This is a genomic window from Acidithiobacillus ferriphilus (assembly GCF_018854775.1).
GTDB lineage: Bacteria > Pseudomonadota > Gammaproteobacteria > Acidithiobacillales > Acidithiobacillaceae > Acidithiobacillus > Acidithiobacillus ferriphilus.
The window spans coordinates 1-13,772 of sequence record NZ_JAAZTY010000152.1 but is presented as its reverse complement, the minus strand read 5'-3'; the positions used below and the strand labels follow the sequence as shown (position 1 = coordinate 13,772).

At 55.4% G+C, this 13,772-nt stretch carries 14 protein-coding genes and 1 pseudogene; 9 read left to right on the top strand and 6 right to left on the bottom strand.

Translation table 11 applies throughout. The annotated features are described in order from the left end of the window. On the top strand, positions 1 to 349 hold a 349-nt coding region (gene ccsA, locus HF921_RS10595; protein WP_215893785.1), incomplete at its 5' end, for a cytochrome c biogenesis protein CcsA. 149 nt (positions 350 to 498) lie between these two features. Continuing rightward, positions 499 to 864, top strand: coding sequence for a hypothetical protein (locus HF921_RS10590; protein ID WP_064219829.1), 366 nt, complete (start codon positions 499 to 501; stop codon positions 862 to 864). A 37-nt stretch (positions 865 to 901) separates the two neighbouring features. Here the strand turns inward: HF921_RS10590 and HF921_RS10585 are convergent, their stop codons facing one another. Beyond that, positions 902 to 1,570 carry a thioredoxin fold domain-containing protein gene (locus HF921_RS10585; protein WP_064219830.1) on the bottom strand — a complete coding sequence of 223 codons (669 nt, stop codon included), beginning with the start codon at positions 1,568 to 1,570 and terminating at the stop codon, positions 902 to 904. A gap of 129 nt (positions 1,571 to 1,699) precedes the next feature. Between HF921_RS10585 and HF921_RS10580 the strand changes: the two genes are divergently transcribed. From HF921_RS10580 to HF921_RS10565, 4 genes are all read left to right on the top strand, one after another. After that, positions 1,700 to 1,924 carry a hypothetical protein gene (locus tag HF921_RS10580; RefSeq protein ID WP_155735345.1) on the top strand — a complete coding sequence of 75 codons (225 nt, stop codon included), beginning with the start codon at positions 1,700 to 1,702 and terminating at the stop codon, positions 1,922 to 1,924. Positions 1,925 to 2,780: 856 nt separating this feature from the next. Further along, positions 2,781 to 3,221 carry a hypothetical protein gene (locus HF921_RS10575; RefSeq protein WP_081258170.1) on the top strand — a complete coding sequence of 147 codons (441 nt, stop codon included), beginning with the start codon at positions 2,781 to 2,783 and terminating at the stop codon, positions 3,219 to 3,221. Positions 3,222 to 3,751: 530 nt separating this feature from the next. Beyond that, positions 3,752 to 4,666, top strand: a complete 915-nt coding sequence (locus tag HF921_RS10570) for a cytochrome c oxidase assembly protein (RefSeq protein WP_226834480.1) — start codon at positions 3,752 to 3,754, stop codon at positions 4,664 to 4,666. A 266-nt stretch (positions 4,667 to 4,932) separates the two neighbouring features. Next, positions 4,933 to 5,952, top strand: coding sequence for a hypothetical protein (locus HF921_RS10565; protein WP_064219168.1), 1,020 nt, complete (start codon positions 4,933 to 4,935; stop codon positions 5,950 to 5,952). A gap of 25 nt (positions 5,953 to 5,977) precedes the next feature. On the opposite strand, the gene hflD is transcribed toward HF921_RS10565, so the two are convergent. The 5 genes from hflD to gluQRS form a co-directional block, all read right to left on the bottom strand. After that, positions 5,978 to 6,646, bottom strand: coding sequence for a high frequency lysogenization protein HflD (gene hflD, locus HF921_RS10560; RefSeq protein WP_064219167.1), 669 nt, complete (start codon positions 6,644 to 6,646; stop codon positions 5,978 to 5,980). Between the two features lie 73 nt (positions 6,647 to 6,719). Next, positions 6,720 to 9,320: a [protein-PII] uridylyltransferase gene (glnD, locus tag HF921_RS10555; protein ID WP_064219166.1), complete on the bottom strand. Its 2,601-nt coding sequence runs from the start codon at positions 9,318 to 9,320 to the stop codon at positions 6,720 to 6,722. A 2-nt stretch (positions 9,321 to 9,322) separates the two neighbouring features. Then, the gene (gene map, locus HF921_RS10550; RefSeq protein WP_064219165.1) at positions 9,323 to 10,132 is read right to left on the bottom strand and encodes a type I methionyl aminopeptidase; all 810 of its coding nucleotides are present in this window, start codon (positions 10,130 to 10,132) and stop codon (positions 9,323 to 9,325) included. A gap of 18 nt (positions 10,133 to 10,150) precedes the next feature. Continuing rightward, complete coding sequence (gene sfsA, locus HF921_RS10545; protein WP_064219164.1) at positions 10,151 to 10,849, bottom strand: DNA/RNA nuclease SfsA; 699 nt, start codon at positions 10,847 to 10,849, stop codon at positions 10,151 to 10,153. A 26-nt stretch (positions 10,850 to 10,875) separates the two neighbouring features. After that, positions 10,876 to 11,751, bottom strand: a complete 876-nt coding sequence (gene gluQRS, locus HF921_RS10540; RefSeq protein ID WP_064219163.1) for a tRNA glutamyl-Q(34) synthetase GluQRS — start codon at positions 11,749 to 11,751, stop codon at positions 10,876 to 10,878. Between the two features lie 61 nt (positions 11,752 to 11,812). Between gluQRS and thiL the strand changes: the two genes are divergently transcribed. From thiL to HF921_RS10525, 3 genes and pseudogenes are all read left to right on the top strand, one after another. Continuing rightward, positions 11,813 to 12,835 carry a thiamine-phosphate kinase gene (gene thiL / locus HF921_RS10535; protein ID WP_064219162.1) on the top strand — a complete coding sequence of 341 codons (1,023 nt, stop codon included), beginning with the start codon at positions 11,813 to 11,815 and terminating at the stop codon, positions 12,833 to 12,835. Continuing rightward, positions 12,825 to 13,310, top strand: coding sequence for a phosphatidylglycerophosphatase A family protein (locus tag HF921_RS10530; protein WP_064219169.1), 486 nt, complete (start codon positions 12,825 to 12,827; stop codon positions 13,308 to 13,310). The genes thiL and HF921_RS10530 overlap by 11 nt, the downstream gene beginning before the upstream one ends. Next, positions 13,307 to 13,772: pseudogene (locus HF921_RS10525) on the top strand (CinA family protein); the annotation flags it as partial. The gene HF921_RS10530 and the pseudogene HF921_RS10525, both read left to right, overlap by 4 nt.

Sequence of the window (13,772 nt, the reverse complement as noted above, 5' to 3'; positions counted from 1 at the left end):
AAGCGGCGGTGGCGGGATTCTCGCGCGAGCGCTTCCCAGCGGAGAGATTATGGACAACATGATGTCCAAGGCGATAGCTCTTGGCTTTTTATTGTTCACGATTGCCACCATCCTCGGTGCTGTGTGGGCGGCCAAGGCCTGGGGCGGTTTTTGGTCATGGGATCCCAAGGAAACCTGGGCGCTGATCGTGTGGCTGAATTATGCGGGATATCTTCATGCGCGCACCAGCAAGGGATGGCGTGGCAAGCAGATGGCGTGGTGGTCATTTATGAGTCTATGGGTAGTCACCTTCTGCTTTCTTGGCGTCAACCTCTTCCTTTCCGGATTGCATTCCTATGGCAAACTGTAACTAAACTAATATAACTTTGGTACTCTGAACTTCGTGCGGGACGACGAAGACAGCAGAGGCCGGAAGTATTTCTGTGAAGGTGTGGCATGCGTTTTTTTAAATGCCACACGAATTAGCAGAACATCATTCTCGGTATTAAAGGGTTTCAAATGAAGCAGCTGGTCATATTTGTTACTACGTTAGATATGGAGAATGTGGCCGCCATCGCGGATGTTTTCGATGGCGCCAGGGCTGCCTCTGATGATTATCATGTTGAAATAATATTGACTGGAGAATCTGGTATTATTGCAACAGTACAGGCGGCGGAAAATGGTCTGGACGTAAAATTAATGTGCTCAATATATGAATCCATGAGATCTGCAAAATCGTCCGGTGTAAAAATTAATATTTGTGAGAGGTCTATCGAGTGGTGCAATTTAAATAATAATGGGCTTATTCCTGAGATCGATGGCATAGTAAGCAGCCAGTATATTATGGAGCGATCCACGCCCGATACCTACGTTGTCTATCTATAAAACGGCTACTCGTTATGACAGGCAATATAACGCTAAGTTATTGTTGCAATTTCGGCAACAGGGCCAAAAGTTGCTTTTGGCTTACAAACCCAGTTATCAGACCCAACTTCCCTTTTTTGGGCAAATAGATGATGTCCGGCAGCTCATTGACGTCTATTTCTTGTAAGAATTTGTTATTTTCTTCTATTTTTTTGATTGCCGTGATGGTTTTCTGAGTCGCCGCCCCGATTGCGTCTGTCGCTTGTGGCAAATTGGCAGGTTTGCCGCTAGTCATGCTGTTGCCAATTTCCTGTTCGGCATGTTGCAATGCTGCTATGGGGTTGCCTTCCTGCAATATGGCAGCAGCTTCCGGCATGCTGCTAGGTTTTATTATGGCGACGGGAACATAACGGACCGTTAATTTGCCTTCACGAATAAGATCTGCTTCAGTAACATATATCAGGTGACAATATGGACAATTTGTATCGGTGAAATCGTATATTATTGGTCCATGGTGCCCTTCCTGAATAAATGTCAGGCGTTTCCCCATCCGGTTCCAAAGCTTGCTCGCGGTCATTTTATTGGGAGTGGTGGTGTCCTCTGCGGCCGTCGCGCTGTTTGGCGAAGTGGATGCGGGAGGTGCTTTTTTTGCGCACGCACTAATAAGTAGAACGGCAATAAATACCAAAAAAAACCGAACTATTAAAACTGTTGAAATGTTTGCCATTTGCCTGCCTGTATGCCTTTCATCAATATGGTATCCCCAGTTTAATCATGAGCGCTCGATGAAGGTCTATGGGTGTGGATTATCTTCCTATTGTATCAGGTTACGGGGTATACTTTCGCGGTCTTGTGCTTGCAAAAAGAAGCCGCGCCTATGCAGCTGAAGCTTGAGGACGCAGCCCGTACCGCAGTATGGGTTTCTTTCTTGGCACAGGCGGAAGAAAAAAAGATGACGCCGACCATGACGGAAATACGTACAAATGTGGAATATTTCAATGACGCTAACAGCATAAATATGATTCCTTGTTCAATGCGTGGTTTTCATGCTAACGCCATGAGGCCGGCGTATCCGAGCTAATCCAGCATCAAGTATTTGGTAAAAAGCTAACAGTTCTAAAAATGTGCATGATGCAACTGGCCTAAAGCCTAAAGCGAGTCCATAATGCTCGACGGAGCCCTTTTGCCCCATGCCGAAGCCATTATACGCTTCCTTTTACAGAATACTGCCTCAGATTGTAGCGCCGGGCAAGTGGATGGCTCTCCCGAGTTTTGGGGGCGGCGGCCAAAGCCCTTTTCCGGAATCAGCCAGGTAGCCCGCACCGCGCACTGCACCAGGCCCAAAAATTAATCGCAGCACTCTAGCTGAGCAGTTTACTTGAAATATAACAAGATCTCACTTATACATACGCCATGTGACCAGATTGCGTGGCGATAGATAGGCGTCGCAGTGCGGGGGTGTTCATCAGCGACGGGATGTGGGGGAGGCAGGCTGTTTTGTGTAGTTACGCCATACTGCTGGAAAGCGCCGTTGGTATGACTCGTCAAGTCCGGGATGAGGATGTTTCATGCCGCTCCGGAGCTGCTATTTGTCCTTTGCGGGACAAGGCAGACGGAAGCCATTATCCTCAACCAAGGCGAAGATGCCGTCTTGAAATGATATTCTGGAAACTTTTACCGGTTCTGGTACAAAATTTGCCTTTGAGGGAATAAAAAACATAGAGCTGCGTACGAGCATGGCCAAAACAGGTGCTCTGTGGAATTGGCGCGGGATCTTGTCTTTGGAGACCACTGATGTACCTGTCCACTCTTTCGAACCAATCATTACGTATGGGGGGCTATGTTTCAAGTGATTGTTGTTATAATATAATTTAAACGGTTGCACTCCATGTGATTCGGTTTTTTCCGATACAGTATTGACTACAAAGGAAAGCAAAATGGTAAAAATAGCTAAACTATCTATGGCATTTGTCGTTGTACACATGCTCTCCGGGTGTGCACTGTCTGGAGGTAGAGAACAAGCAAGCGCTTACCAAGGAATAGCATCTCAGCAAGATATCCAAAAAATTTCTGTCATACCACCAAAACGATTATCGAGAGTTGTAAAGCGTCCTAGTAAAATACCCAATCAGCAATATCGAGTAGCTAATACGCCAAAAAACGAAGCACCGAATTTAGATGAAAACCTGTCTGCTGAAACAGTGCGGTTCCGTGAACATATAAAAATTGGCGAGCAGTCCCAATGTGGTATGATTGTGAATATAAGAGGGTCAATCGCCAAGGTGCAGATGACTGATGGAGAAAAGTGGATGAAGATATCTGATTTGTATCCCGCCAATTCTGGGCGCGCATGTCAATTTGGTGCCGACGGTAGATAATCTTGGGGTTGCTCATGTATGCGCGAAGAGGCTATGGAGACACATAGAGCCTATTCAGTTTGAATGTTCCCGGAATGAGGTTCCACATGGACGGTACTGGTGGCGGCACGGAGGGCCACAGTCCAATTCCCGCCTTGACACCGCGTGGGTTTCCCATTTTGGCGTAGGGTTGCGGCATGTGAGCGAGGGCAGCTTCGGGCAAATGAGCACGGTCCGCAAGGAGGAGAGATTGACATTTGTAAATATAGTATTATAAGTATCAAGGAGCGAATTTGTGTGTTGCACATTAGCGTATTGGGATGTGCTGATTTTCTAGGGCGTGGAAGCCGTAGCTCAATTACAGTGCATAGGGCTAGCATTTCATTCCACGCGCTGGCTATTAAATTGCCTGAGAATCTCGCCTGAGATGCGGCAGTGTCGTTACCAAATTAATCCTACCATGCACAGTATCAGCCGAGACATACGAATGGTGGATGCATAATTATTAATTATATAGTGGAGGTGTCAACATGAAGAGATCGTCTGTGAATATGCTTGCATGGATCAAGGGCCTTATGGCACATCAGGCAATCGCTACGACGGCAATATTGGCGGTGTTGTCAATGTACGCTGTTGGATTTTATATGGCCGGAGAAAAACATGATTATGCTACCACATGGTTTTTGTATATAAATCCTATTATATTATTGGCTGCAATAGTAGTTATGGGGCAATATCTCTATCAATATGATAGCCATTTTGCCAACGGACGACCGCATATCGCGTGGCCTCAGTGGAAAATGTGGTCATTTGTCGCCGGGCTTTTTCTGACAATCGTTCTATGGAATTCGCCAATAAACTTTTTGGTTCATCGGTCGATGACAATTTATACTATAAAATTAATGGGCGAATTCGAGCTGGCAGCACCTCTTCTGGTGCTTGGTATACCCGTCAATGTGGCCATTAATAACAAGCGCTATTTATATGGATTTCTTCGATTCGCCCACAACCCGGCGGTAAGTAGCCTAGCCTTACTGTCACTATTGGTTTTGTGGAGCATGTCCAGCCAGATGTATCTTGGGTTAAAATACAGTGTCATATTCACGTTGTTACCAGGGGCGTACCTTGCTCTGGGGATCATTCTGTGGATGCAGTCTCTTAAGGTTTTTCCGTCATTGCCAAATCTTCGAAATCACCTGCAAAAAGCGGGTTACGTATTTGTAACCGAGTTGGTTATGATGGGGATGGGTGGCATGTGGTTCTGGAGTTCCACAAACACCAATCCTATGGGATCCTCACATATACTTTGGGGGATAACCCCGCTATCAGATGAACGTTTTGCCGGGATAGCAATGATGGCGCTATCATTGCCGACAATGTGTCTCGTAAGTTGGCACTTTTGGCGATGGATAGAGGATATTCTACATGACCCGGAAACGCTGCTTTTTGTTGATGGAGAGGACTAATGTGTTTTATAGAAAGTCAATTCTACAAGAATTGAAAGCGGTGCAGGGGACGCTCCCCACTTGATGTGTGTTGCTGATTGTAATGCTATGATTATATAACTATGTTCATATTCTGCGGTTCTCTGCTGTTAAACTATAACCAGAGTGGAGCCCGCCATGCAGGCAGAAAAAATTCGTCGAAGTGTGAGGATGATGAGGAATGGGTGCATATTTGCGCAGGCATTCATCTCATGCATTGCGGTATGCCGACAACAGGAGAAAATCGAGTGTCACGTACTAATACCAGCAATATCATCTCACCGAAAGCCAGCGCACTAGCACGTTTAGCCGCTCGTTGCTTTATTGACGGTGATCACGCCCTGCTATCGGCACTGGGCGATGCGATAGATGCGCTTCTGGTAGATGAGGATGACGAAACCCTCCAGGCGGCATCCGATGAACTGGTCGAACAGGATCTTGAGGCGGCGGCGGATTTCTGGGAATTCGCCAAAGAGCGCGCGGAGATGTTCCTGACGGAGACCGGTGAAGTGACCACCCTCTTTGCTATTCCCATTCTGGAGCCGGACAAAATTGCCGGATTTTCTGCTGATCTGACTGCCACCGCGCTGGTCCGCTACGGCCTTGTCTGCGAGCGCGCGACCGTCACTTTTTATCCTGTTCCCGTCGATGGCGGACGTTTACTGAATATGGATCCGGTGGACATTTTTCGCTTGCACCGCCAGATGGGCATGGACCACCGCCTGGTAGCGGAAATGCTGGGCAACCCGCAGACGCCACAAAATGTACCGTCCTATATCTGTTTTATAGGTACCATCACCTATCCTGCACAACTTCCAGGACCTTGCCTGGCCTGGCAATTGGATGTGGGAGAGTATTTGGAGCGGTACGGGAAATGGTCCGAACATGTCGATCAGGAAGCGTTATGGCTGGAGACCCGATGCAATGCGCTAGGTATCCCGGGCCGCTTTGTCTTTGCCGTCCGTGAAGGCGCACAGGAGTACCAAGAGCTGATGCTGGTGGAATTTATCCAGAATGCGGTAAATTTTTCGCAGAAGCCACAGCACATCCTCGCCAAACTCACAGACGGCATAATGGAAGATATGACTCTGGAGTTATACGATGCACAGCAGCATTTTGGTGCATTACAGATATCATGGCGATCCTTGGGTGAAACGCGCGCGGAAATATTGGAAAAACTCTTTGATGCGTTGCGGGTAGGCGGCATCTCCGGAATGATGTTTGAGACCCACGCAACGTCCACCAAATGCAACAAGGCGATGCATTGAGATGCATTCCCTAAACTCCAGGGGGTTAAAAGGTGCTGTGCTGTGGATGGGTGGCTAGCAGTTCTTCTGCTTCCTGGCAGAGTCCGCGTCGCTCCAGGATGGCGCCGGGCAGGTGACCACCCGCCTGGCGCCACAAGACCGCCGCACGAATACCGCTGAGCAGGAGGGCGCGGATGCGCGCGGCATCGTCAGGGTCGCTCAGAAAGCGGCTTTCACCGCTGACAATGATGCGCGGGCGCAGGGTACCGATGGCCTCGGTGTAGGTCTGAGCGAGTCCGGCAATAATGCTGCGCTGTGTCGGATCGCTAAAATGGACGACTTGGCGCTGTGCTTGTTCGATGCCTTCCTGGACGCGTCGGGTAGCGGACGAATTTTTAAGCAGACGCTTGCCAAGAGTGGTTAGCGCCATGCTGTAGCGTAGCAGTTCGGCCTCTTGGGCATTGCCGGGGCCGCGTTGTAGCAGAGGGCAGAGCAGAGCCAGGGACTGACGCAGGCTGTCGATATCGCCCAAGGCACGCAGGCTGTCCTGGCACTCCAGAGCGAGAATGCTCTGAATACAGATCTGCAGCAGTTCTCCAGGCTGAGTACCATTACGCGCAATGTTCTGCACCAGCAGGGCGCTGCGCAGGACGCCAGCGAGGGCCAGGGCGCGGTCGCGGCGCCGCCGGGCATCAGGAAGAAGGAATGACCACATGGTTTTGAGCCTGTCTGGAGAAAGGGCGGATGTGTTGCTGGAAATGAGCGCGTGCCTGACCAACCTGCATCGCCTACGCGGCCTTGCCGTTCAAAATATTGCCCAGGGTTTGGGTCAGTGCTTTGGCCTGTGCGTCCGTCAGTTTGTGCCCACACTCGTTGAGGATGAAAAAGGTATCTTCTACCCGTTCACCAAAAGTGGAGACTTTGGCACCGTGGATATTGAGTTGTAGGGTGCGTAGTGCCTCACCCACCTGATAGAGCAGACCCAGATGATCAGCGGCACGCACCTCCAGCAGGGTATAGCGAGGTAGGACGCGGTTGTCTACCCGGATCTCGGCGGGAATATGGGCAAAAAAACGATGACGTGGGTCGCGATGACGTAATCCAAAGCGGGGTTTGCTGGCGGTCTCGCCATCGATGACCGCGCGCAGCTCGGCAGCGAGGTCAACGTGGGCCTGATCGCTGTGGGCGAAGGCGTGGCTGTTGTCGATGACCAGAAAGGTATCGATAGCACGCCCGTCTTCGCTGGTATCGATCCGAGCGTCGATAATGTTGAGGGACTGCCGATCCAGCGCGCCGGTAATTTGCTGAAAAAGCCCCGGCCGGTCCGAACCGTAAATCAGAATTTCACTGCCGTCGGGCGCATGGGGCCGTACGGCGACGAGGGTTTTGTGGCCCTTGTGCGCCAGTATTTCCCGGCAATGCCAGAGCAGTTCGTCCTCGCTGTAACGCAGGAAATAAGGACCGGAAAGATGTTGCCAGAGGGCGCGTGTCCGCAACTGGCCCATACTGGCGATGCCCTCTAAAACAGCGCGCTGTTTGTCGGCGACGATTTGCGGAAGATCCCGTGTCTGGCGATCTTCCCGCTGGAGTTCGCTGGCCGTCGCCCGGTACAGCGTGCCGAGCAGTAACCCCTTCCAGTCATTCCAGAGATCCGGATTGGTGGCTCGCATATCGGCGACGGTGAGGAGCAGAAGATAGGCAAGATGCCGTTCATCCTGGACCAGATGGGCAAAATCGCGGATGACCTGCGGATCTTCGAGGTCACGTCGCTGGGAGACGCCGGACATTTGCAGGTGTTGTTCCACCAGCCAGACGATCAGTTCCGTATCGCAGGGCGACAACTGTAAACGCCGGGCAAAACGTCGGGCTTCCTGCGCCCCGATTTTGGAGTGATCACCACCGCGGCCTTTGCCGATATCGTGAAAGAGGCCGGCCAGCACCAGCAACTCCGGTTTTTCGACCTGTTCCCGGGCGGCGTTGGCAAGGGGCATCTGTGCTGTCTCGCCGGTCCATATCTGACCAAGGTTGCGGAGCAGAAAGAGGGTATGCTGATCAACGGTATAAACGTGGAAGAGGTCGTGCTGGATGCGTCCGGTAATCTGTCCGAAAGCGGGGAGTATTCGCGCCAGAATGCCACATTGCTGCATCATTTTAAGGCTGCGATAGGCGCCCTCTGGTTGGGTGAGAATGGCGAGAAATTCCCTCCGCGCAATGGGATCGCGATCCAGGTCACGCGGGTGAATAGCGCTCCGTAACCCGTAAAGCTGGCGCTGGGTCTGGGCATCGAGGGTGCGCCGCCGGCAGTCCTCCGCCAGGCTACGGAACAGGCTCAGAATGTGTTGGAGCAATTGCGGATCATCGCGGCGCAGCGTGGGCAGGGGCAGGGCGATGCGCTGGTCGGTGTCCACTGGTGCCGCCTCGCGGGTGGCCAGTTGCTGTGCGATATTTTCCTGCGCAATGGCAGAGACGCGCAGGATGTCGGCGAAGGCGCGGTAGAGCTTTTGCATTAATTGTTCGACGGCGCTGTGCCCGGGGCGGTCAGTGTAGCCCAATTGCCGCGCCAGCGGCACCTGCAGGTCGAGGCGCAGACGGTCTTCGTGGCGTCCAGTGGCATAGTGCAGGGCGATCCGCAGGCGGGAGAGCAGGGCCTGGGCGCGTAGGAGTTGGCGGTATTCCTCACCGGTAATGATGCCCTCATCGCGCAGACGACGTAGGCTGCCCTCCCCAAAAGCACTGGCTGCGAGCCATTGCAGGTGATGGATATCGCGCAGTGCGCCGGGACCTTCCTTGATGTTGGGTTCGAGATGAAAGGCGGTATCACTGCACCGGGCGTGGCGATTTTCCTGTTCCGCCAGTTTGGCGGAGAAAAACAACGGTGGAGGCCATGGGGGGGTATCCTGCAAGGCGCGAATCAGGTCTTGCAGCAAGGGACGTGATCCCACGAGATAGCGGGATTCCAGTAAGGTGGTAGCGACACCCAGATCCTGACGTGCCTCCTGTAAGCACTCGTCCACGCTGCGGACACTGTGTCCCACCTGCATTTGCAGATCCCAGAGGCTGGTCAGGAAGCCTTCGATGAAGTTCTTTTGTATCGCGGTCAGGACGCTGGGGGTCAGGATCAAAAGGTCGATATCAGAACCGGGGAAAAGCGCACCACGCCCGTACCCGCCTACGGCCACCAGGGTGAGTTGTTCAGCGGTTGGCATGTCTGTGCCCGATGGTGCCTGCCAGAGCGTGCACAAGGTGCTGTCCACCAGGCGACAGTGCTGGCGGAGCAAGGTGCTGCTGCTCTGCCGTGGAGAAAAGGCGGCTTGCAGCGAGCCCTGACCCTCGCGCAAGGCTGTATGGGGTATGGGCGTTCGGGAGGCTTGCGCGGCGCGATTCGCCATTCTTAGATGGGGTCGCCGGGTAGTTGAGTCAGTATTTCGTAGCCATCGTCGGTGACCAGAATAGTGTGCTCCCATTGGGCGGAGGCACTGTGATCCTTGGTGACGATGGTCCAACCGTCGGGCAGGGCCTTGATATGGCGTTTGCCGGCATTGACCATGGGCTCGATGGTGAAAGTCATGCCAGCTATCAATTCAATGCCTTCGCCGGGATTACCATAGTGCAATACCTGCGGTTCGTCGTGGAAAACGCGGCCAATCCCGTGCCCACAGAACTCCCGCACAATGGAGCAATGCTGTGCCTCAGCGTAAACCTGAATGGCGTGGCCGACATCGCCCAGGGTCGCGCCGGGCCGGACCTGCTGAATGCCGCGCACCATGGCTTCGTGGGCGACTTCCATCACCCGCCGCGACCGCAAGGGCACCTCGCCGACAGTGAACATCTTGCTGCTGTCACCGTGATAACCATCTTTGATGACGGTGACGTCAATGTTCAGCATGTCGCCATCCCGGATGACGCGGTCACCAGGGATACCGTGACAGATCACATGGTTGAGGGAGATGCAGACGGACTTGGGGAAGGGTGGATATTCCGGGCTGGGCTGATAGTTGAGCGGCGCTGGAATGCCTTGCAGATCATTGACGATATAATCGTGGCAGATGCGGTCCAGTTCACCGGTGGTGATGCCGGCTTTGACATGGGGGCCGATCATTTTCAGCACCATGGCCGTGAGTTGGCCGGCAACCCGCATTTTTTCGATTTCTTCCAGAGTTTTGATGCTGCCTTGGGGTGATTTTTTGCTACGTTGCAACATGCTGTCCTCCTGAAGCGGCTAAAAGAGAAGCGTTTCCGCCGCGCTTACGGTCATTTTATCAGGACTAACGTGGGTCCGGTAGGCCAGAATTTCCACACCATCGGCGCGCGCCTGGCGCAAGGCCTTTCCATAGGCTGGATGGATGGCGTCTGCGGGGGCAAAACCCTGGCCATCTTCCCGCCCAATCAGAAAAAACATCACCGCTCGCCCGCCGCTATGGACCACCTCGGTCAAGGCATTCAGATGGCGCAGGGCACGGCTGCTGACCGCATCTGGAAAGCGAATGACGCGGTCGTCCTCCAGCAGCGTGCAGGATTTTACCTCTACGTAGCAGGGTGGCTGGCCTTCGGCGCTGAGCAGGATGTCAACGCGCTCATGGTTGCCATAAGGTATCTCCCGACGTAATTGCGTGTAATGTTGCAGGGTGGGTATTTTACCCGCCGCTAGGGCTTCGGCGACCACCGCGTTGGGGCGCTGGGTGTTGATGCAGACCCAACTGGCGCCGCTCCAGTAGAGCTCCCAGGTCCAGGCCAATTTGCGTTTGGGGTTGTCGCTAAGAGAAATCAGAATGGGCTGACCGGGTTCGGCACAACTGCGCATGCTCCCGGAGTTGGGGCAATGCACGGTGAGTATTTCGCCGCTGGCCAACTGGCAATCGGCCAAGAAGCGTTTGTAGCGGCGCAGCAGCGTGGCGGAGATTAGTGGGGGTAGATCCATCGTGGGTAGCTTAGCGCTACGCTGTGTTACAGGCCAGTGGTGGTCATGCGATAAAGAAGCTTCTCTTCGGTCATCTGTGTCAACGCCCAGTCACGCCATACCGGTGCGTCGGCAGCATGAAGGTCAGGAGGAGTCACCCAGCCCAACAACCGCAACGTCTCCTCCCAGGCCTGACTGGGGTCGCCAGCCCAAGCGGGGCTATCGGTGCTTTTGGAGAGCTTGCTGCCGTCGGCATTGCAGAGCAGGGGCAAGTGCCCATATTGCGGATGGGGCAGGCCCAGGGCGCTTTGCAGATAACGCTGGGTACCAGTGAGCGTAAGCAGATCGCCACCGCGAATCACTTCGCTGACGCCTTGCTCCCCGTCGTCGGCGACACAGGCCAGGATATAGGCGAAGTAGCCGTCGGCACGCAGCAGGATGGGGTCACCCTGTGGTGCGGGCAGTTGTTGCGGGCCATGGAAACGATCCTCCCAGGGGGGCAAGAGGTCGGGCACCCGCAGGCGCCAGGAACGGGTCTGCCGTCCGGGTGGCAGACCCGGCCGGCAAATGCCCGGATAACGTTCGCCGAAGCCCCGGATTTCCTGACGGGTGCAGGCACAGGGGTAGACCATGCTCTGTGCCTGCAAAGCCGCCAGCGCTTCCTGGTAGACATCCTTGCGGGCGGCCTGGGTTTGCACCGGTCCGTCCCAGTCCAGCGCCAGGGCCTCCAGTTGCCGGAGAATGATGTCGGCGGCACCGGGACGCACACGGCCCTCATCCACATCCTCCAGGCGCAGCAGCCAGCGCCCGCCCTGACTGCGGGCGCTGAGATAGCTGCCAATGGCGGCGATGAGTGATCCCGCATGGAGCGGGCCGCTGGGGGAGGGCGCAAAGCGTCCGGTGACGGTGGGGGTGCAGGGCATGGCTTCCTTCAGGTGATGTCCTTGCTATAGTAGCGCGAGTATCGGCAAAAACGGAGTGAACATGGCGGGCGGAGAGTTTGCGCTCATCGAACGGTTACGGAGCCGTCTGGGCACGGAAGGCAGGGGCGTGCGGCTCGGTATCGGTGATGACGCCGCCTGGCTGGACCCCGCGGGTCGACAACTGGTGGCGACGATGGATACCCTGGTTGCCGGTCGCCACTTTTTCCCCGATGTCAGCCCGGAAGACCTCGCCTGGAAAGCCCTTGCGGTGAATCTCAGCGACCTGGCCGCCATGGGTGCGGAGGCGCGCTGGTGCCTGCTCAGCCTGGCCCTGCCGCAGCGGGAGAAAGGCTATGAGGCGTGGATTGAAGCATTCGCAACGGGCTGGAGTGCACTCGCCGATCGGTATGGCGTTACCCTGGCCGGTGGCGACACGGTGGCTACGGATGGGCCGCTGACCCTCTCCGTCACCGCATTGGGGCTTACCGGTCATGGGGTGATGCGCCGTGACGCGGCGCGGCCCGGAGACGTGATCTGGGTCACCGGCAGTCTCGGGGACGCGGCCGCGGCCCTGAACCTGGCTTTTGTGGAGCGCGGCCATGACGGGCAGGCCTTTCCCTGTTCGGCACCACAGCGGGACGCATTGGAGGCACGACGGCTGCGTCCCACGCCCCGTCTCGAATTCGGCGCAACGGCACTGGCAAGTGGTGTGCTTTGTGCCGTGGATTGTTCCGATGGCTTTCTGGCCGACCTTGGCCATATCCTGAAAGCTTCGGGTGTCCGGGCGCAGGTCGCCCTGGATGCGCTGCCTTTGAGCCCGGAACTCGCGGATCTGGCGCGGACCGACCCGGAACGCCTGCAACGCTGGCCTCTCACCGGCGGCGATGATTATGAACTGATCCTCTGTGCCGCTCCTGTCTTATCGACGGCAATGCAGGAGGCCGCCCGGACGCTCTCCCTGCGCCTGACGGCGGTGGGCAGCATCTTGCCTGCGGCCCCCGATGCCCGGACCACGATCACCTTGACCTGGCGGGATGAGCCGCTGCCGCTGCCTTCCACCTGGGGGCATGTTCATGCACTCTAGGCCCTGGTATCAGTGGCTGGCATTGGGCGGCGGCAGCGGCCTGTCGTCCATCCTGCCCGGCACCATGGGCACCATCGCTGCCATTCCCCTGTATCTGCTGCTGGCCCTCGTGGTGCAGAATAATATGGTTTATACGCTGGTGTTGGTGACGATGATCGCCGTGGGGCCGTGGCTCTGCGGGGAGACCGCGCGGGAGATGCAAAACGGCGCTGGCAAAAGGGCTCTGGATCCCCCGGCTATCGTCTGGGATGAATGGGCGGGCCTGTTGCTCACCCTCTGGCTGGTGCCTTTCGGCTGGTGGACGCTGCTCGTCGGGTTCCTGCTCTTCCGCTTTTTTGACATGCTCAAACCCTGGCCGATTTCCTGGCTGGATAAACATATTCATGGAGGCATGGGTATTATGCTCGATGATATCGCGGCGGCGATCCCGGCACTGATTCTTCTGCGACTGATGCTGTGGGCGGGCTGGCTGTGACGAATACCCATCCTATGGAGTCCTTGCAGATATTTCTGCCCATGCGCCCCGCGACCCTGCCCGATGCCCAGCGTCTGGCGGCCTGGGCCAGGCGGGCCGGGATGGATGTCCGGGTGGAACTCGTCGCCACATTGCCCGATTGTTCCGGCATGGCAGTGGCCATTGGCGAGTTTGCGAACGCCGCGGACTGGATGAAATCATCATTCCGCACCCATCTGCCGGCCGGTGACTGGGTCGCGTTGCGTGATTGGGCAAGCGCGCATCTGCCCGTTTGCGATGTGCCTTTGAGCCTTTTCAACGATAACGGCACCATGCCGGAAGTTTTGCCGGGCGAGTATTGGGTCGAGGCCGGAACACCGTGCGCCATATCACTGCACATGGCACCGCCGGAGTGGTCCTTACTCCAGCACGCCCGTGCGCGGGACACCCGCCTCGCCCTGGCGGAGTCTTGTACCGGCGGTG